Origin of the sequence: Luteimonas galliterrae, from assembly GCF_023374055.1 — a bacterium.
Lineage (GTDB): Bacteria > Pseudomonadota > Gammaproteobacteria > Xanthomonadales > Xanthomonadaceae > Luteimonas_C > Luteimonas_C galliterrae.
The window spans coordinates 328,353-345,978 of record NZ_JAMBEP010000001.1; the positions used below are offsets into that span (position 1 = coordinate 328,353).

The following is a 17,626-nucleotide window of genomic DNA, read 5'->3' on the forward strand; positions in this document are numbered from 1 at the left end:
CCGGTGCATCGGCGCGAACGTCAGCCCAGGTGGCGGAATTGGTAGACGCACTACCTTGAGGTGGTAGCGGCTTAGGTCGTGGGGGTTCGAGTCCCCCCTTGGGCACCATAACTGCGCTCCCCCGCGCGCCGAAACGCACCGCCAGGTGCGGATCCCACGCAGGAGGGCAACGCGATGCCGGGCGCGAGCCCGGCATCGAGCAACGGCCGCGGCGACGCGGCTAGTAGCCGAGAGAGATAGCGAGTGCTGGCCGAATATTTGCCGACCCTGCTGTTTTTGATCGTGGCGACCGGTATCGGCGTCGCTCTTCTTATCGTCGGCAACCTGCTCGGGCCCAAGCGCCCGACCGCCGACAAGCTGTCGGCTTACGAATGCGGCTTCCCCGCCTTCGAAGACGCGCGCATGCAGTTCGACGTGCGTTACTACCTGATCGCGATCCAGTTCATCATCTTCGATCTGGAAATCATCTTCATCGTGCCGTGGACTCAGGTGTTCCACGACCTCGGCGCGCGCGGACTGGTCACGATGGGCCTGTTCGTCGGCATGTTGTTCCTGGGTTTCGTCTACGTCTGGAAGAAGGGCGCGCTGGAATGGGAGTGATCCAAACCGTCTCGAATCTGATGCACAACCCGCTGCCGGAAGGGCGGCTGGACGACATCCTGCGCCCCGAAGGCGACAACCCGCTGCTCGAACAAGGTTTCGTCACCACCAGCTTCGATGCGCTGTGGAATTGGGCGCGGACCGGCTCGATGTGGCCGCTGACCTTCGGCCTGGCCTGCTGCGGCGTGGAAATGATGCATGCGGCGGCTTCGCGACTCGATCTCGATCGTTACGGCGTGGTGTTCCGCCCGTCGCCGCGCCAGGCCGACGTGATGATCGTGGCCGGCACCCTGGTCAACAAGATGGCGCCGGCGCTGCGCAAGGTTTACGACCAGATGCCCGACCCGAAATGGGTGATCTCGATGGGCAGCTGCGCCAACGGCGGCGGTTACTACCACTACAGCTATGCCGTGGTGCGCGGCTGCGACCGCATCGTGCCGGTCGACATCTACGTGCCCGGTTGCCCGCCGGCGCCCGAAGCGCTCATCTACGGCATCCTGCAGTTGCAGAAGAAGATCCGCCGCACCCAGGGCAATCCATTCTCTGCCCGTTCCATCGCCGATCGCGAAGCCGCCGAAAAGGGTCCGCTGGCATGAGCGAAACCGCGACCGCTTTCGCCGAGCGCCTGCGCGCGCGTTTCGCCGACGCCAAAGTCGACGTCGCCTTGCCGCGCGGCGAAGTGACGCTGGAAGTGCCTGCCGCGGGCTGGCTCGCCGCCGCGCAGGCGCTGCGCGACGAGTTCGGCTTCGAACAACTGATCGACGTCAGCGGCGTCGACTACCTCGGCTACGGCAGCGACGAGTGGGATACCGCCGACGTGTCGTCCGAAGGCTTCAGTCGCGGCGTGGAAGGCCGCGGTCCCGGCCGCTTCAAATACGGCGAGCAGCCGCTGGACCAGTTCGAGCACGTCGAAACCGCCAAGCCCGGCCGCCGTTTCGCCGCCGTAGCGCATCTGCTGTCGCTGCAGCACAACCGACGCCTGCGCCTGCGCGCGTTCTGCGACAACGACGATCTGCCGATGGTCGATTCGCTGACCGGCGTTTGGATCGGCGCCGGCTGGTTCGAGCGCGAAGCCTACGATCTGTTCGGCATCGTATTCAGCGGCCATCCCGACCTGCGCCGCATCCTCACCGACTACGGTTTCGTCGGCCATCCGTTCCGCAAGGATTTCCCGCTGATCGGCAATGTCGAAGTGCGTTACGACGCCGAGAAGCAGCGCGTGATCTACGAACCGGTCACCTCGGTCGAACCGCGCGTGCTCGTGCCGCGCGTGATACGCGACGACGCGCGCTACGCGACCGCCGCGGGCGAAGCCGCAGCGGAGGGCGCCAAATGAGCACCGTGCATCCGGCCAGCGAAGCTTTCGCCAGCAACGGCGGCGAAGCGCGCCAGGAAATCCGCAACTACACCCTCAACTTCGGCCCGCAGCATCCGGCCGCGCACGGCGTGCTGCGCCTGATCCTGGAAATGGACGGCGAAGTCGTGCAGCGCGCCGATCCGCATGTGGGCTTGCTCCATCGCGGCACCGAGAAACTGGCCGAATCCAAGCCGTTCAACCAGTCGATCGGCTACATGGACCGCCTCGACTACGTGTCGATGATGTGCAACGAGCACGCGTACGTGAAAGCCATCGAAGCCCTGATGGGCATCGAGGCGCCCGAGCGCGCGCAGTACATCCGCACGATGTTCGACGAGATCACCCGCATCCTGAACCATCTGATGTGGGTCGGTTCCAACGCGATCGACCTGGGCGCGATGGCGGTGTTCCTGTACGCCTTCCGCGAACGCGAAGAGCTGATCGATACCTACGAGGCCGTGTCCGGCTCGCGCATGCACGCCACGTACTACCGTCCGGGCGGCGTCTACCGCGACCTGCCGGACCGGATGCCCAAATACAAGGAATCGCCGTGGCGCAAGGGCGCCAGCCTCAAGCGCTTCAACGCCGCGCGCGAGGGTTCTCTACTGGACTATATCGAACAATTCACCGTCGATTTCCCCAAGCGCGTCGACGAGTACGAGACCCTGCTCACCGACAACCGCATCTGGAAGCAGCGCACCGTCGGCATCGGTGTGGTGTCGCCGGAAGACGCGCTGGCCTGGGGCATGACCGGCCCGATGCTGCGCGGCTCGGGCATCGCCTGGGACGTGCGCAAGAAGCAGCCGTACGCCAAGTACGACACGGTCGATTTCGACATCCCGGTGGGCACCAACGGCGACTGCTACGACCGCTACCTGGTGCGCATCGCCGAAATGCGCCAGTCCAACCGCATCATCGCCCAGTGCGTGAAATGGCTGAAGGCCAATCCCGGCCCGGTCATGCTGCACAACTACAAAGTGTCGCCGCCGTCCCGCGAGGAGATGAAGGACGACATGGAAGCGCTGATCCACCACTTCAAGCTGTTCACCGAAGGCTATTGCGTGCCGGCGGGCGAAACCTACAGCGCGGTGGAGGCTCCCAAGGGCGAATTCGGCTGCTATCTGATTTCCGACGGCGCCAACAAGCCGTTCCGCTGCAAACTGCGCGCGCCCGGCTTCGCGCATCTTTCGTCGATGGACGCGATCGTGAAGGGCCACATGCTGGCCGACGTGGTGGCGATGATCGGCACTTACGACATCGTGTTCGGCGAAGTGGACCGGTGAGAGCGAACGACCGATGAAAGCAACAGGCAATTTCGAAACCGCGCGCCACGTCGACCCGCAGGTCGTGCTGAGCGACAAGACCCGCGCCCATATCGACCACTGGCTGACCAAGTTTCCGCCGGACCGCAAGCGCTCGGCCGTACTGCAGGGCCTGCACGCCGCGCAGGAGCAGAACGGCGGCTGGCTGACCGACGAGCTGATCGCCGGCGTCGCCAAATACCTGGACCTGCCGCCGGTGTGGGCCTACGAGGTGGCGAGTTTCTATTCGATGTTCGAGACGCATAAGGTCGGCCGCAACAACGTCGCTTTCTGCACCAACATCAGCTGCTGGCTCAACGGCGCCGAAGGCCTGGTCGCGCACGCCGAGAAGAGGCTCGGCTGCAAGCTGGGCGAATCCACCGCCGACGGCCGCGTTTTCCTGAAGAACGAAGAAGAATGCCTGGCCGCGTGCTGCGGCGCGCCGGTGATGGTGATCAACGGGCATTACCACGAGAAGCTCACCCCCGCGAAGGTGGACGAGCTTCTGGACGGGTTGGAGTAGGGCATGGCGCACCAACAGAACACCGGCCCCGTCGGCCCGGCGCCGAAAGAGCACCAGGTCGTCTACACGACGCTGCATTTCGACAAGCCATGGTCTTACGAGAATTATCTCAAGACCGGCGGCTACAGCGCGCTGCGCAAGATCCTTGAAGAGAAGATCGCGCCTGCGGATGTCATCGACATGGTCAAGCAATCGGCCTTGCGCGGCCGCGGCGGCGCGGGCTTCCCGACCGGCCTGAAGTGGAGCTTCATGCCCAAGGGCGACATGCAGAAGTACATCCTCTGCAACTCCGACGAATCCGAGCCGGGCACCGCCAAGGACCGCGACATCCTGCGCTACAACCCGCATTCGGTGATCGAGGGCATGGCGATCGCCTGCTACGCCACCGGCAGCACCGTCGCCTACAACTACCTGCGCGGCGAGTTCCATCACGAACCGTTCGAACATCTGGAAGAAGCCACCGCCGAGGCTTATGCCAACGGCTGGCTGGGCAAGAACGTGCTCGGTTCGGGCGTCGACATCGACATGTACAACGTGTTGGGTGCGGGCGCCTACATCTGCGGCGAAGAGACCGCGCTGATGGAGTCGCTGGAAGGCAAGAAGGGCCAACCGCGCTTCAAGCCGCCGTTCCCGGCCAATTTCGGCCTGTACGGAAAGCCGACCACGATCAACAACACCGAAACTTATGCTTCCGTGCCGGCGATCATCCGCAACGGCGCCGAGTGGTTCCTCAATTTGGGCAAGCCGAACAACGGCGGTCCGAAGATCTTTTCCGTGTCCGGCCATGTCGCCAAGCCGGGCAATTACGAGATGCGCCTGGGTACGCCGTTCGCCGAGATGCTCGAAGCGGCCGGCGGCATGCGCAACGGCGCCAAGCTGAAGGCCGTGATTCCCGGCGGCGCGTCGATGCCGGTGCTGCCGGCCGACACGATCATGGGGCTGACCATGGATTACGACGCGCTGCAGAAGGCCGGCTCCGGCCTGGGTTCCGCGGCGGTGATCGTGATGGACGATTCGACCTGCATGGTGCGTGCTTGCCAGCGCATCGCGCGCTTCTACTACGCCGAATCCTGCGGCCAGTGCACGCCATGCCGCGAAGGTACCGGCTGGATGTACCGCATGCTGACGCGCATCGTCGAAAAGAAAGCCACGCTCGACGACCTGAACATGCTCAAGGCCGCTGCCGGCCAGATCGAAGGCCACACCATCTGCGCCTTCGGCGAGGCCGCCGCGTGGCCGGTGCAGGGTTTCCTGCGCCATTTCTGGCACGAATTCGAATACGCGATCGTCAACGGGCGCTTCCTGGTCGACGACCAGAAAGCCGGCACGGTCGTCGGCGACAAGGTGGCGGCATGAGTGCGCAGCCCGTCAATCCGAACCTGCCGCCGGACCACGTCACCGTCTTCATCGACGGCAAGGAACTGGCCGCGCCGAAAGGCTCGATGATCATCCAGGCCGCCGACAAGGCCGGCATTCCGATCCCGCGCTTCTGCTACCACGACAAGCTGGCGATCGCGGCCAACTGCCGCATGTGCCTGGTCGAAGTGGAGAAGATGCCCAAGCCGGCGCCGGCCTGCGCCACGCCGGTGATGGATGGCATGAAGATCTCCACCCGCAGCGACAAGGCCTTGAAGTCGCAGCGCAACGTGATGGAATTCCTGCTGATCAACCATCCGCTCGACTGCCCGATCTGCGATCAGGGCGGCGAGTGCGAACTGCAGGACCTGTCGCTGGGTTACGGCCGCTCGGTGAGCCGCTTCCAGGAACGCAAGCGCGTCGTGGCCGACGAGGATTTCGGTCCGCTGGTCTCCAGCGACATGACCCGCTGCATCCAGTGCACGCGCTGCGTGCGCTTCACCGCGGACATCGCCGGCACCTACGAACTCGGCGGCATGCAGCGCGGCGAGAATCTCGAGATCGGCACCTGGGACGGCAAGCCGCTGACCACCGAACTGTCCGGCAACGTCATCGACGTGTGCCCGGTCGGCGCGCTGACCAACAAGGTGTTCCGCTTCCGCGCGCGGCCGTGGGAGCTGATCGCCAAGGAATCGCTCGGCTTCCAGGATGCGCTGGGCAGCAATTTGTTCATCCATGCGCGCCGCGGCGACGTGATGCGCGCGGTGCCGCGCGACAACGAAGCCGTCAACGAATGCTGGCTGTCCGATCGCGACCGTTACGCGAGCCAAGGCCTGTACGCCGACGACCGCGCCAAGCGGCCGATGGTGAAGGACAACGGCGGCACGCCTGATGAAAGCTGGCGCGACGCTTCGTGGGACGAAGCGCTGGCCCGCGCCGCGAAAATCCTGCAAGACAACGCCGCCGACGATCTGGGCATGCTGGTGCATCCGGCCACCTCGAACGAGGAGGGCGCGCTGCTCGCGCGGCTGGCCGAGGCGCTCGGCACGGGCAATCTCGATCACCGCATCGGCCAGCAGGACCTTTCCGACGGCGCTCGTGCCGAAGTCTTCGGCATGCCGGTCGCCGAGCTAGAGAAAGCTTCGGTCGTCCTCATCGTCGGCAGCAACATCCGCCATGAACTGCCGCTGGTGCATGCGCGCCTGCGCAAGGCCTGGCGCAACGGCGCCAAGATCCACGCGGTCAATCCGGTCGATTTCGACGTCGCTTTCGAGCTGGCCTCGAAGCGCATCGTGCCGCCGTCGCGCATCGCCGAATCGCTGGGCGACGCCGCATGGTCGAAACTTCTGGCCGACGCTGGCGGCAACGCCGCCGTCATCGTCGGAGGCGTCGCCGAGAACGGTCCGCACGCCGCCGCGATCCGCGCCGCCGCCCGCGCGCTGGCGCAGGCGACCGGCGCGCGTTTGTGCCGCATTCCACAGGGCGCGAATGCGGTCGGCCTGGCGCGCCACGGCGTGCTGCCGGCGTCGCACGACGCCAAGGCCATGTTCGAGCAGCCGCGCAGCGCTTACGTGATTTACGGCATCGAGCCGGGCCTGGATTTCGCCGATCAGGCCGTTGCGATGAAGGCGCTCGGCGATGCGCAGGTCGTGGCTTTCAGCCATTTCGCGTGCAAATCGACGCGCGCGGTGGCCGATGTGATCCTGCCGATCGGTTCGCTGCCCGAAATCGACGCCACGCTGACCAATCTCGACGGCCGCAACCAAGTCGCCGTGCCCGCCGGCAAGCTGCCCGACGAAGCGCGTCCGGGTTGGCGCGTGCTGCGCGCCTTGGGCGCTACGCTGCAAGCACCGGGCTTCGAATTCACCGATCTGGCCGGCCTGCGCGCGAGCATCGCGCCGCGCGACGTCGCCGCGGTCGCCGCCTCCAAGGCGCCCGCATCGGGTGAAGGGCTGGAAGTGGCCGCTTCGCAAGCCGTTTATCGCGTCGACGGCATCACCCGCCGCGCCGCCGCGTTGCAGGCGCATCCGCTGACGCTCGGCCCGCGGGTCACGCTGCATCCGGACGACGCGCGCGCGCATGGTTTGGAAGAGGGCGCCATGGCCAAGCTCGACAACGGCCGCGGCGTCGCGACCTTGCAGGTGTTCGTCAGCGACCAGGTCGCCGCCGGCAGTGCATGGATCGAGACCGGTTACGGCGCCACCGCGCCGCTGGCCGCCGCCAAGGTCAAGGTGAGCCGCGCATGATTTCGACGATGCTCATCGACCCGTTCCGCGACTGGCTGCTTTCGTACGGCGCGATCGGCGCGCTGGTGTGGATCGTGCTGAAGATCCTGGCGATCTCCGTGCCGGTGATCGTCGCGGTCGCGTTCTACGTGGTCTGGGAACGCAAGCTGATCGGCTGGATGCATGTGCGCCGCGGCCCGATGTACGTGGGCAAAGGCATCCTGCAGGCCTTCGCCGACGTGTTCAAGCTGCTGTTCAAGGAAGTCATCCAGCCCACCAGCGCGCAGAAAGCGCTGTACGTGCTGGCGCCGCTGATCACGCTCGCGCCGGCGTTCGCCGCGTGGGCGGTGGTGCCGTTCGACGCGCAGGTAGTGCTGTCCAACGCCAATGCCGGATTGCTGTACCTGCTGGCGATGACCTCGCTGGGCGTGTACGGCATCATCCTGGCCGGCTGGGCGTCCAACTCCAAGTACGCCTTCCTCGGTGCGATGCGTTCGGCAGCGCAGGTCGTGTCCTACGAAATCGCGATGGGCTTCGCCCTGGTCGGCGTGTTGATCGCCGCAGGCAGCCTCAACCTGAGCCAGATCGTGATGGCGCAGGCCGGCGACATGGGCTTCTTCGAGTGGTTCTGGCTGCCGCTGCTGCCGATGTTCATCGTCTACTTCGTGTCGGGCGTGGCCGAAACCAACCGCGCGCCGTTCGACGTGGTGGAAGGCGAATCGGAAATCGTCGCCGGCCACATGGTCGAGTATTCCGGTTCGGCGTTCGCGCTCTTCTTCCTGGCCGAATACGCCAACATGATCCTGGTCAGTTTCTTGACTTCGATCTTCTTCCTCGGCGGCTGGCTCAGCCCGTTCCACGGCTGGGGCATTCCTTTCCTGTCGGCTGACGGCTGGTGGTGGCTGTTCGCGAAGGTATTCTTCTTCGCCAGCGCCTTCATCTGGTTCCGCGCTTCGTTCCCGCGCTACCGCTACGACCAGATCATGCGGCTGGGCTGGAAGGTCTTCATTCCCCTCACCATCGCATGGATCGCCGTGACCACCTTGCTGGCCTATTTCGGCGTCATCGAGGCGGGCCGCTGACATGAGCAGAATCGTCTCCTATTTCAAGAGCCTGCTGCTGCTGGAACTGTTCGGCGGCCTGTGGCTGACGCTGAAATACCTGTTCCGTCCCAAGTACACGCTGATGTACCCGATGGAAAAGACGCCGATGTCGCCGCGCTTCCGCGGCGTGCACGCGCTGCGCCGCTATCCGAACGGCGAGGAACGCTGCATCGCCTGCAAGCTGTGCGAAGCCGTGTGCCCGGCGCTGGCCATTACCATCGATTCGGAACAGCGCGCCGACGGCACCCGCCGCACCACGCGCTACGACATCGACTTGTTCAAGTGCATCTACTGCGGCTTCTGCGAGGAGAGCTGCCCGGTCGACTCGATCGTGGAAACCCACATCCACGAATACCATTTCGACAAGCGCGGCCAGAACATCCTGACCAAACCGCAGCTGCTGGCGATCGGCGACCGTCTCGAATCCGAGATCGCCGAGCGCCGCGCCGCCGACGCCGCTTTCCGCTGAGGACGACGAATGGACTTTGCCTCGCTCGCCTTCTACGTCTTCGCCGCCGCCACCGTGATGTCGGCCGTGGCCGTGATCAGCGTCAAGAACCCGGTGCATGCCGCGCTGTTCCTGGTGCTGACCTTCTTCACCGTGGCCTGCACCTGGATACTGGCCGGCGCCGAGTTCCTCGGCGTGACCTTGATCCTGGTCTATGTCGGCGCGGTGATGGTGCTGTTCCTGTTCGTGGTGATGATGCTGGACGTCGACACCGCGCCGCTGCGCGAAGGGTTCGTGCGCTATCTGCCGATCGGACTGGTGGTGGCGGTAACGATGCTGGTCGAAATGTTCGTGCTGATCGGCGTCAAGGCGCGTTCGGTGCCGTTCAAACCCGTCGTGGAAGCGGCCGGCGAGATCCCCAACACCACCTGGCTGGCGCGCGCGCTGTTCACCGAGTTCCTGCTGCCGTTCGAAACCGCAGCCGTGATCCTGACGGTGGCGGTGATCGCCGCGGTGATGCTGACGCTGCGCCGCCGCGTCGGCGTGAAGCACCAGAATCCGTCGGCGCAGTCGCGGGTCAAGGCCTCCGACCGCCTGCGCATGATCAGCATGCAGGCCGAGCGCCCGATCGTCGAACCCGATGCGGCCGCAGAGGAGAAGCAGCCATGACCGCATTGACCATCGGCCTGGGCCATTACCTCGCGCTCGGCGCGGTGCTGTTCTGCATCAGCGTGGCTGGCATCTTCCTCAACCGCAAGAACGTGATCGTGCTGCTGATGTGCATCGAGCTGATGCTGCTGGCGGTCAATATCAATTTCGTCGCGTTCTCGCGCGAGATGGGCGACGCGGCCGGCCAGGTGTTCGTGTTCTTCATCCTGACCGTGGCCGCGGCCGAGGCCGCGATCGGCCTGGCGATCCTGGTCACGCTGTTCCGCAACCGGCGCACGATCGATGTCGCCGAAATCGACACGTTGAAGGGCTGACGCGATGCCGGGCGCCGACTACGCAATTTCCAAGACCGTCCTGCTGGCGATCGTGCTGGCGCCGTTGATCGGCGCGATCGTGGCCGGCCTGTTCGGCCGCCGCGTCGGCAGGGCGGGGGCGCACAGCGTCACCATCCTCGGCGTGGCGATCAGCTGCGCGCTGTCGTGCTGGGTGCTGTGGCAACTGGTCGGGCAGGGCGCGGCGCCGTTCAACGAGAACGTCTACACCTGGTTCCAGATCGGCAGCTTCGACGCGCACGTCGGTTTCATGATCGACAAGCTGACCGCGATGATGATGGTGGTGGTCACCTTCGTCTCGCTGCTGGTGCACGTCTACACCATCGGCTACATGGCCGACGACGACGGCTACCAGCGCTTCTTCAGCTACATCAGCCTGTTCACCTTCAGCATGCTGATGCTGGTGATGAGCAACAACTTCCTGCAGCTGTTCTTCGGCTGGGAAGCGGTGGGCCTGGTGTCGTATCTGCTGATCGGCTTCTGGTTCAAGCGCCCGACCGCGATCTTCGCCAACCTGAAAGCGTTCCTGGTCAACCGCGTCGGCGATTTCGGATTCCTGCTGGGCGTCGCAGCGGTGCTGTATTACTTCGGCACGCTGGACTACGCCACCGTATTCGCCAACGCGCCGCTGATGGCCGGCGCCGAGATGACGCTGATGGAAGGCCACCCGTGGTCCGTGGCCACGGTGATCTGCATCTGCCTGTTCATCGGCGCGATGGGCAAGTCGGCGCAGGTGCCTCTGCACGTCTGGCTGCCCGATTCGATGGAAGGCCCGACCCCGATCTCGGCGCTGATCCACGCCGCGACGATGGTCACCGCCGGCATCTTCATGGTCGCGCGCATGTCGCCGATGTTCGAGATGTCGGAAACCGCGCTAAGCTTCGTGCTGTTCATCGGCGCGACCACGGCCTTCTTCACCGGCCTGATCGGCATGGTGCAGAACGACATCAAGCGCGTGGTGGCTTACTCCACGCTGTCGCAGCTGGGCTACATGACCGTGGCGCTGGGCGTGTCGGCGTATTCCGCAGCCGTGTATCACCTGATGACGCACGCCTTCTTCAAGGCGCTGCTGTTCCTGGCCGCCGGCTCGGTGATCATCGGCATGCATCACGAGCAGGACATGCGCAAGATGGGCGGCCTGCGCAAATACATGCCGATCACCTTCTGGACCAGCGTGATCGGCACGCTGGCCCTGGTCGGCACGCCGTTCTTCGCCGGCTTCTATTCGAAGGACACGATCATCGAAGCCGCCGCCGCGCACGCGCACGAAGCGCCGGGCTGGATCGCTAGTTATGGCTACTGGGCCGTATTGCTGGGCGCCTTCGTGACGTCGTTCTACAGCTTCCGTCTGCTGTACATGACCTTCTTCGGCAAGGAGCGCTTCCGCGACGCGCATGCCGATCACGGCCATGGCCACAATGCGCACGACGATCACGGCCACCACGGCCCGGTCGAGCCGCACGAATCGCCGTGGGTGGTGACGCTGCCGCTGATCCTGCTGGCGATCCCGTCGGTGATCATCGGCTACTTCACGGTCGGGCCGATGCTGTTCGCCACCGATTGGACCGGCCATCACGCGCAGCTGCCGTATTTCCTCGGCTCGATCGATGTGTCCGCGATCCACGACACGGTGGCGAAGGTCAAGGAAGAGCACTGGCATGGCCCGGCCGCCATGGCGTGGCATGGGTTCCGCGCGGCGCCGTTCTTGTTGGTGCTGGCCGGTTTCGCGCTGGCGACCGTGCTGTATTGGTGGAAGCCGGAACTGCCCGGCAAGCTGACCCGGATCTGGCCGATCGCCTTCGCGAAACGCGTGCTCGAAAAGAAATACTGGGCCGACGATCTCTGGATCGGCGGTTTCGCCGGCGGCGGCCTCAAGCTCGGCAGGTTGTCGCGCAAGAACGACGAGAAGGTGATCGACGGCGCCTTCGTCAACGGCAGCGCGCGGCTGGTCGATTTCAGCGCCAACCTGCTGCGGCGCACCCAGTCCGGCTACCTCTACCACTACGCTTTCGCGATGATCCTCGGCCTGATCGTGTGCCTGGGCGTGATCATCAAATTCTGGTTATGACCCAAGGACCCGCGACGTGAGCCCCGAGCCCTTGCCAAGCATGTTCCCCTTGCTGAGTGTTCTGATCTGGCTGCCGATCCTCGGCGGCGCCGCCGTGCTCGCGCTCGGCAACGGCCGTCCGAGCGCAGCGCGCTGGCTGGCGCTGGCCGTCGCGCTGGCGAGCCTGGCGCTGAGCGTGCCGCTGTTCACCGGCTTCGATTACGCCGATGCCGGCATGCAGTTCCTGGAGCAGAAGGCCTGGATTCCGGCCTACGACATCCAGTACCACCTCGGTGCCGACGGCATTTCCGTCGCGCTGATCGGGCTGACGACGCTGGTCACTGCGCTGGTGCTGATCGGCGCCTGGGGATCGATCGACAAGCGCGTCAGCCAGTACTACGCCGCGTTCCTGTTCCTCGAAGGCCTGATGATCGGCGTGTTCAGCGCGCTGGATTCGATCCTGTTCTACGTGTTCTTCGAAGGCATGCTGATCCCGATGTTCATCATCATCGGCGTCTGGGGCGGCCCGCGGCGCGTGTACGCGTCGGTGAAGTTCTTCCTCTATACCTTCCTCGGCTCGGTGTTCATGCTGGTCGGGTTGATTTACATGTACCTGAAGGGCGGCAGTTGGCAGCTGGCCGACCTGTATCAGCTGCAGTTGTCCGCCGCCGAGCAGACCTGGCTGTTCTTCGCCTTCCTGATCGCGTTCGCGGTGAAAGTGCCGATGTTCCCGGTGCACACCTGGTTGCCGGATGCGCACGTCGAGGCACCGACCGGCGGCTCGGTGATCCTGGCCGCGATCATGCTGAAGATCGGCGGATACGGCTTCCTGCGTTTCAGCCTGCCGATCGTGCCCGACGCGGGGCAGGAGTGGGCCTGGCTGGTGATCGCGCTATCGCTGATCGCGGTGATCTACGTCGGCCTGGTCGCGTTGGTGCAGGACGACATGAAGAAGCTGATCGCGTATTCGTCGATCTCGCACATGGGCTTCGTCACCCTGGGCACTTTCATCGCCTTCGGCCTGGTGCGCGACTACGCCAACGTCGACGCCGCCCGCCTGGGCCTGCAGGGCGCGATGGTGCAGATGATCTCGCACGGTTTCATTTCCGCAGCGATGTTCTCCTGCGTCGGCGTGCTCTACGACCGCATGCACAGCCGCATGATCAAGGACTACGGCGGCGTGGCCAACGTGATGCCCTGGTTCGCGGCGCTGTTCGTGCTGTTCGGCATGGCCAACTCGGGCCTGCCGGGTACCAGCGGCTTCGTCGGCGAGTTCATGGTGATCCTAGCCAGCTTCCAGAAGCATCCGCTGATCGCGTTCGCTGCGGCCACCACGCTGATCACCGGCGCGGCCTACACGCTGTGGCTGATCAAGCGCGTGGTCTACGGCGAAATCGGCAACGCGCACGTGGCCGAACTGGAAGACCTCAATCCGCGCGAAGCGCTGGTGCTGGGCACCTACGCCGTCGGCGTGCTGCTGATCGGCTTGTGGCCCAAGCCGCTGACCGATCTGATGGAGCCTTCGATCGCGCAACTGGCGGCGCAGCTGGCGGCCACCAAACTCACCGGACTGTGACGATGATGCTTCCGATTCCGCCCGCCACCGAACTGTTGCCGCTGACGCCGGAGCTGGTGCTGGTCGGCGCCACGTTCGCGCTGCTGATGCTCGACCTGTTCGTGGACGAGTCCAAGCGCGTGATCACGCATCTCGCCGCGATCGTCATCCTGCTGATCACCGCCGGCCTGATCGTGGCAGGCGTGGGCGGACAGGGCGTCGTGCTCAACGGCATGTTCGTGCGCGACGCCGCCGCGGACGTGATGAAGATCGCCATCTGCGCGATCAGCGCGATGTCCCTGGTCTACGCATGGTCCTACTTGCGCGAGCGCGGTTTGTACAAGGGCGAAGTGCCGGTGCTGATGCTGTTCGCGGTATCGGGCATGATGCTACTGGTATCCGCCGGCAGCCTGGTGACCGTCTATCTGGGCCTGGAAATGCTGGCGTTGAGCTCGTACGCGCTGGTCGCGGTCGACCGCGACAGCCCGGTCGCGTCCGAAGCGGCGATCAAGTACTTCGTGCTCGGTTCGCTCGCGTCGGGCATCCTGCTGTACGGCCTGTCGCTGATCTACGGCGCTACCGGCACGCTGGACCTGGCGCAGATACGCGCGGTCGCCGACGTATCGGCCAACCCCGACTTGATGCTCACCGGCCTGGTGTTCGTGGTCGCCGGCATCGCCTTCAAGTTCGGCGCCGCGCCGTTCCACATGTGGCTGCCGGACGTCTACCACGGCGCGCCCACGCCGATCACGATCTTCATCGGCGCGGCGCCCAAGCTCGCTATCTTCGGCATGGCGTACCGGCTGCTCGAATCCGGCTTCGGTCCGCTCGACGGCCGCTGGCAATTGCTGATCGCAGGTTTGGCGGCGCTGTCGCTGATCGTAGGCAACCTGGTTGCGCTGGCGCAGACCAATCTCAAGCGCATGCTGGCGTACTCCACCGTGTCGCACGTGGGCTTCCTGTTCCTGGGTCTGGCTGGCGGCGGCGCGCAGGGCTATGCGGCGGCGATGTTCTATGCGATCAGCTACGCGATCATGTCGGCCGCGGCCTTCGGCGCGATCGTGGTGCTGTCGCGCGCCGGTTTCGAAGCGGACAAGATCGACGACTTCAAGGGCCTGAACGCACGCAGCCCGTGGCTGGCCGGCCTGGTGCTGTGCGTAATGGCGTCGTTGGCCGGCGTGCCGCCGTTCCTTGGCTTCTGGGCCAAGCTCGCCGTGCTGCGCGCGGCCTTGAACGGCGACCTGATGTGGCTGGCGATCGTCGGCATCGTGACCGCGGTGATCGGCGCGTTCTACTACCTGCGCGTGATCAAGGCGATGTATTTCGACGAGCCGGTGGGCGAGGGCCCGATCCCGCGCGCGGACCGTCCGTTGGGCGTGGTCTTCGGCGTCAACGCGCTGGCCTTGCTGGCGTTGGGGCTGTTCTGGAACCCGATCATGGCCTGGTGCCAGCAGGCGTTCGCCTGAGGTGTTTTCCTTCTCCCATCGGGAGAAGGTGCCCGAAGGGCGGATGAGGGTTCGGTGTGAGGTGTAGCGCCGCGCTCGCGCCGGACCCTCATCCGGCGCTGTCGCGCCACCTTCTCCCGAAGGGAGAAGGAAGGGCAAAGCCTCGGCAGGGGCCGAATTCAGCCCCGGGCTTGCAATAAGTCCATCCGATCACCATAATTCCGGGTCTGCTGCGGGGTGGAGCAGTCTGGCAGCTCGTCGGGCTCATAACCCGAAGGTCGCAGGTTCAAATCCTGCCCCCGCTACCAGCTTTTCGTAGCCGGCGGAAAGCCTCTTCAGAGGCTTTTTTGTTGGCCGGAAAGTCGGGCTTTGCCGAAACGCACGCGATGCGTTCCGGCACCGAAATCCAGTGGTATCGGACAAGGGGCCCAATGGGCCCCTTGTTTGTTTTTACGATCCGCAAACGGATTCACGCGACACGAATGAGCGACAAAGCGACCGACATCGCGAAACTGCTGAGCCCGACGATCGCATCGCTGGGCCTGGAGCTGCTGGGCGCCGAATACCTGCCGGCGCCGGGCAGCGCCACGCTGCGCCTGTACATCGACGTGCCGGAATCCGACACCTCGGCCGACGGCGCGCCGCGCGCGGTGACCATCGAGGATTGCGAAGCGGTCAGCCGCGAAGTGTCGGCGCAGCTCGACGTCGAAGATCCGATCAGCGGCCAGTACACGCTGGAAGTGTCTTCGCCCGGCGTCGACCGGCCGCTGTTCACCGCTGCGCAATTCGGGCGCTTCGCCGGCGAGAAGGCCAAAGTCGGCCTGAAGCTGCCGCAGGAAGGCCGCCGCAAGCTGCAGGGCACGATCCTGCGCGTGGAGGGCGACAGCATCGTCTTCGCCATCGATGGCGTCGGCGAATTCGCGGTGGCGTTCGACAACATAGAAAAAGCGCGACTGGTCCCCGATTGGGTCGCGCTGGGCTTCGGTCCCGCCAAGGACGCGTCCGGAAGGGATGCGCGGCCGGGCAAGGCCAGGAAAACCAATGGCAGCGGCAGGAAAACGCCGCGAGCCAAGAACTGAGATCAACCATCGAACCGACGGCCCCGGCCGTCGATTGCGGAGCGAAAAATGAGTAAGGAACTGTTGCTTGTCGTCGACGCGGTCGCCAACGAAAAGGGCGTGCCGCAGGAAGTGATCCTCGAAGCGATCGAGGCCGCTTTGGCTTCGGCCGCCAAGAAGCGCTATCCCGAACAGGACGTGTCGGTGCGCGTGGCGATCGATCCGAAGGACGGCAGCTACGAAACGTTCCGCCGCTGGGAAGTGGTGGCCGACGACGTGGTCATGGAGTCCCCGGACCGCCAGATCCGCCTGATGGACGCGATCGAAGAGAGCGACGGCGCCGAAGTGGGCGATTTCATCGAAGAGCAGATCGAGAACCCGGATTTCGGCCGCATCGCCGCCCAGGCCGCCAAGCAGGTCATCGTGCAGCGCGTGCGCGAAGCCGAGCGCGCGCAGGTGGTGGATGCGTGGAAGGACCGCGTCGGCGAGCTGGTCACCGGCACCGTCAAGCGCGCCGAGCGCGGCAACATCTATGTCGATCTCGGCGGCAATGCCGAGGCCTTCATCCCCAAGGACAAGGGCATCCCGCGCGACGTGCTGCGCGCCGGCGACCGCGTGCGCGGCTATCTATACGACGTGCGCAGCGAGCCGCGCGGCCCGCAGCTGTTCATCAGCCGCGCCGCGCCCGAATTCATGATGGAGCTGTTCAAACTGGAAGTGCCCGAAGTCGGCCAGGACCTGGTCGAAATCAAGGCCTGCGCCCGCGACCCGGGCGATCGCGCCAAGATCGCGGTGCTGGCCCACGACGCGCGCACCGATCCCATCGGCGCCTGCATCGGCATGCGCGGTTCGCGCGTGCAGGCGGTGTCCAACGAACTCAACGGCGAGCGCGTGGACATCATCCTGTGGAGCGACAACGCCGCGCAGTTCGTGATCAACGCGATGGCGCCGGCCGAAGTGCAGTCGATCATCGTCGATGAAGAGAAGCATTCGATGGATCTGGCGGTCGCCGAAGACCGCTTGGCGCAGGCGATCGGCAAGGGCGGCCAGAACGTGCGCCTGGCCAGCCGCCTGACCGGTTGGCAGCTCAACGTGATGACCCAGGACCAGGTCGCGGCGAAGTCGGAGGCCGAGCAGGCCGCCGCGCGCCAGCTGTTCGTGGACAAGCTGGAAGTGGACGACGAGATCGCCGGCATCCTGGTCGCCGAAGGCTTCAGCACGGTGGAAGAAATCGCCTACGTGCCGGTCGGCGAGTTGCTGGCGGTGGAAGGCTTCGACGAGGACATCGTCGAGGAACTCCGCGCCCGCGCCCGCGATGCGCTGCTCAACGAGGCGCTGGCGGTCGAGGAACAGCTCGACGAGCAGCAGCCGGCCGAGGACCTGCTGACGCTCGAGGGCATGGACGAGGCCACCGCCTACGTCCTGGCCTCGCGCGGCGTGCGCACCCGCGACGACCTGGCCGACCTGGCGGTCGACGAGATCACCGATATCGAGGACATGGACGCCGAGCGCGCCGCAGCGCTGATCATGGCGGCCCGCGCCGACATGATCGCCCGGCTGGAGCGGGAAGGATGAGGTAGGTCGGGCCTACGTGCCCGACGCTCGCT

Annotated in this window: 16 protein-coding genes and 2 tRNA genes; all 18 read left to right on the forward strand. The window is 65.3% G+C overall.

All coding sequences use genetic code 11. The features are described from left to right. The first annotated feature begins 23 nt into the window (after positions 1–23). Positions 24–108 (forward strand) — tRNA-Leu (locus tag M2650_RS01510). A gap of 135 nt (positions 109–243) precedes the next feature. Then, entirely contained in the window at positions 244–600 is a 357-nt protein-coding gene (locus M2650_RS01515) for an NADH-quinone oxidoreductase subunit A (RefSeq protein ID WP_249470306.1), read from the forward strand. Then, positions 591–1,196: a NuoB/complex I 20 kDa subunit family protein gene (locus M2650_RS01520; protein ID WP_249470308.1), complete on the forward strand. Its 606-nt coding sequence runs from the start codon at positions 591–593 to the stop codon at positions 1,194–1,196. The genes M2650_RS01515 and M2650_RS01520 overlap by 10 nt, the downstream gene beginning before the upstream one ends. After that, positions 1,193–1,936 carry an NADH-quinone oxidoreductase subunit C gene (locus M2650_RS01525; RefSeq protein WP_249470310.1) on the forward strand — a complete coding sequence of 248 codons (744 nt, stop codon included), beginning with the start codon at positions 1,193–1,195 and terminating at the stop codon, positions 1,934–1,936. The genes M2650_RS01520 and M2650_RS01525 overlap by 4 nt, the downstream gene beginning before the upstream one ends. Further along, entirely contained in the window at positions 1,933–3,240 is a 1,308-nt protein-coding gene (locus tag M2650_RS01530) for an NADH-quinone oxidoreductase subunit D (RefSeq protein ID WP_249470312.1), read from the forward strand. The genes M2650_RS01525 and M2650_RS01530 overlap by 4 nt, the downstream gene beginning before the upstream one ends. A 13-nt stretch (positions 3,241–3,253) precedes the next feature. Further along, the gene (gene nuoE, locus M2650_RS01535) at positions 3,254–3,781 is read left to right on the forward strand and encodes an NADH-quinone oxidoreductase subunit NuoE (RefSeq protein ID WP_249470314.1); all 528 of its coding nucleotides are present in this window, start codon (positions 3,254–3,256) and stop codon (positions 3,779–3,781) included. A gap of 3 nt (positions 3,782–3,784) precedes the next feature. Further along, entirely contained in the window at positions 3,785–5,137 is a 1,353-nt protein-coding gene (gene nuoF, locus M2650_RS01540) for an NADH-quinone oxidoreductase subunit NuoF (RefSeq protein WP_249470316.1), read from the forward strand. Beyond that, positions 5,134–7,383, forward strand: a complete 2,250-nt coding sequence (gene nuoG / locus M2650_RS01545) for an NADH-quinone oxidoreductase subunit NuoG (RefSeq protein ID WP_249470319.1) — start codon at positions 5,134–5,136, stop codon at positions 7,381–7,383. Before nuoF ends, nuoG begins: the two co-directional genes overlap by 4 nt. After that, positions 7,380–8,444 (forward strand): NADH-quinone oxidoreductase subunit NuoH, encoded by a 1,065-nt coding sequence (gene nuoH / locus M2650_RS01550; RefSeq protein ID WP_425602493.1) that lies wholly within the window; start codon positions 7,380–7,382, stop codon positions 8,442–8,444. The genes nuoG and nuoH overlap by 4 nt, the downstream gene beginning before the upstream one ends. A 1-nt stretch (position 8,445) precedes the next feature. Beyond that, positions 8,446–8,934 carry an NADH-quinone oxidoreductase subunit NuoI gene (gene nuoI, locus M2650_RS01555; protein WP_249470321.1) on the forward strand — a complete coding sequence of 163 codons (489 nt, stop codon included), beginning with the start codon at positions 8,446–8,448 and terminating at the stop codon, positions 8,932–8,934. Positions 8,935–8,943: 9 nt separating this feature from the next. Beyond that, complete coding sequence (locus M2650_RS01560; RefSeq protein ID WP_249470323.1) at positions 8,944–9,582, forward strand: NADH-quinone oxidoreductase subunit J; 639 nt, start codon at positions 8,944–8,946, stop codon at positions 9,580–9,582. Then, on the forward strand, positions 9,579–9,896 hold the full coding sequence (gene nuoK, locus M2650_RS01565; protein ID WP_249470325.1) for an NADH-quinone oxidoreductase subunit NuoK: 318 nt from the start codon (positions 9,579–9,581) through the stop codon (positions 9,894–9,896). Before M2650_RS01560 ends, nuoK begins: the two co-directional genes overlap by 4 nt. A 4-nt stretch (positions 9,897–9,900) precedes the next feature. Then, positions 9,901–11,982 (forward strand): NADH-quinone oxidoreductase subunit L, encoded by a 2,082-nt coding sequence (nuoL, locus tag M2650_RS01570; protein ID WP_249470327.1) that lies wholly within the window; start codon positions 9,901–9,903, stop codon positions 11,980–11,982. Positions 11,983–12,022: 40 nt separating this feature from the next. Next, positions 12,023–13,537 carry an NADH-quinone oxidoreductase subunit M gene (locus M2650_RS01575; protein ID WP_249470330.1) on the forward strand — a complete coding sequence of 505 codons (1,515 nt, stop codon included), beginning with the start codon at positions 12,023–12,025 and terminating at the stop codon, positions 13,535–13,537. 2 nt (positions 13,538–13,539) lie between these two features. After that, on the forward strand, positions 13,540–14,982 hold the full coding sequence (gene nuoN / locus M2650_RS01580; protein WP_249470332.1) for an NADH-quinone oxidoreductase subunit NuoN: 1,443 nt from the start codon (positions 13,540–13,542) through the stop codon (positions 14,980–14,982). 210 nt (positions 14,983–15,192) lie between these two features. Then, positions 15,193–15,269 (forward strand) — tRNA-Met (locus M2650_RS01585). Positions 15,270–15,443: 174 nt separating this feature from the next. Continuing rightward, positions 15,444–16,040, forward strand: a complete 597-nt coding sequence (rimP, locus tag M2650_RS01590) for a ribosome maturation factor RimP (RefSeq protein ID WP_249470336.1) — start codon at positions 15,444–15,446, stop codon at positions 16,038–16,040. Between the two features lie 48 nt (positions 16,041–16,088). After that, a complete protein-coding gene (gene nusA / locus M2650_RS01595; RefSeq protein ID WP_249470338.1) occupies positions 16,089–17,594 on the forward strand; it encodes a transcription termination factor NusA in 1,506 nt (501 codons plus the stop codon). Positions 17,595–17,626 lie beyond the last annotated feature (32 nt).

Excerpts from the sequence above, each read along its gene's own strand:
- nuoH (WP_425602493.1), top strand. The coding sequence starts at position 7,380 with ATGATTTCGACGATGCTCATCGACCCGTTCCGCGACTGGCTGCTTTCG.
- nuoN (WP_249470332.1), top strand. The coding sequence starts at position 13,540 with ATGATGCTTCCGATTCCGCCCGCCACCGAACTGTTGCCGCTGACGCCG.
- M2650_RS01560 (WP_249470323.1), top strand. The coding sequence starts at position 8,944 with ATGGACTTTGCCTCGCTCGCCTTCTACGTCTTCGCCGCCGCCACCGTG.
- M2650_RS01520 (WP_249470308.1), top strand. The coding sequence starts at position 591 with ATGGGAGTGATCCAAACCGTCTCGAATCTGATGCACAACCCGCTGCCG.
- nuoK (WP_249470325.1), top strand. The coding sequence starts at position 9,579 with ATGACCGCATTGACCATCGGCCTGGGCCATTACCTCGCGCTCGGCGCG.
- nuoI (WP_249470321.1), top strand. The coding sequence starts at position 8,446 with ATGAGCAGAATCGTCTCCTATTTCAAGAGCCTGCTGCTGCTGGAACTG.
- nuoG (WP_249470319.1), top strand. The coding sequence starts at position 5,134 with ATGAGTGCGCAGCCCGTCAATCCGAACCTGCCGCCGGACCACGTCACC.
- M2650_RS01530 (WP_249470312.1), top strand. The coding sequence starts at position 1,933 with ATGAGCACCGTGCATCCGGCCAGCGAAGCTTTCGCCAGCAACGGCGGC.
- nuoL (WP_249470327.1), top strand. The coding sequence starts at position 9,901 with ATGCCGGGCGCCGACTACGCAATTTCCAAGACCGTCCTGCTGGCGATC.
- nusA (WP_249470338.1), top strand. The coding sequence starts at position 16,089 with ATGAGTAAGGAACTGTTGCTTGTCGTCGACGCGGTCGCCAACGAAAAG.
- rimP (WP_249470336.1), top strand. The coding sequence starts at position 15,444 with ATGAGCGACAAAGCGACCGACATCGCGAAACTGCTGAGCCCGACGATC.
- M2650_RS01525 (WP_249470310.1), top strand. The coding sequence starts at position 1,193 with ATGAGCGAAACCGCGACCGCTTTCGCCGAGCGCCTGCGCGCGCGTTTC.
- nuoF (WP_249470316.1), top strand. The coding sequence starts at position 3,785 with ATGGCGCACCAACAGAACACCGGCCCCGTCGGCCCGGCGCCGAAAGAG.
- M2650_RS01575 (WP_249470330.1), top strand. The coding sequence starts at position 12,023 with ATGTTCCCCTTGCTGAGTGTTCTGATCTGGCTGCCGATCCTCGGCGGC.
- nuoE (WP_249470314.1), top strand. The coding sequence starts at position 3,254 with ATGAAAGCAACAGGCAATTTCGAAACCGCGCGCCACGTCGACCCGCAG.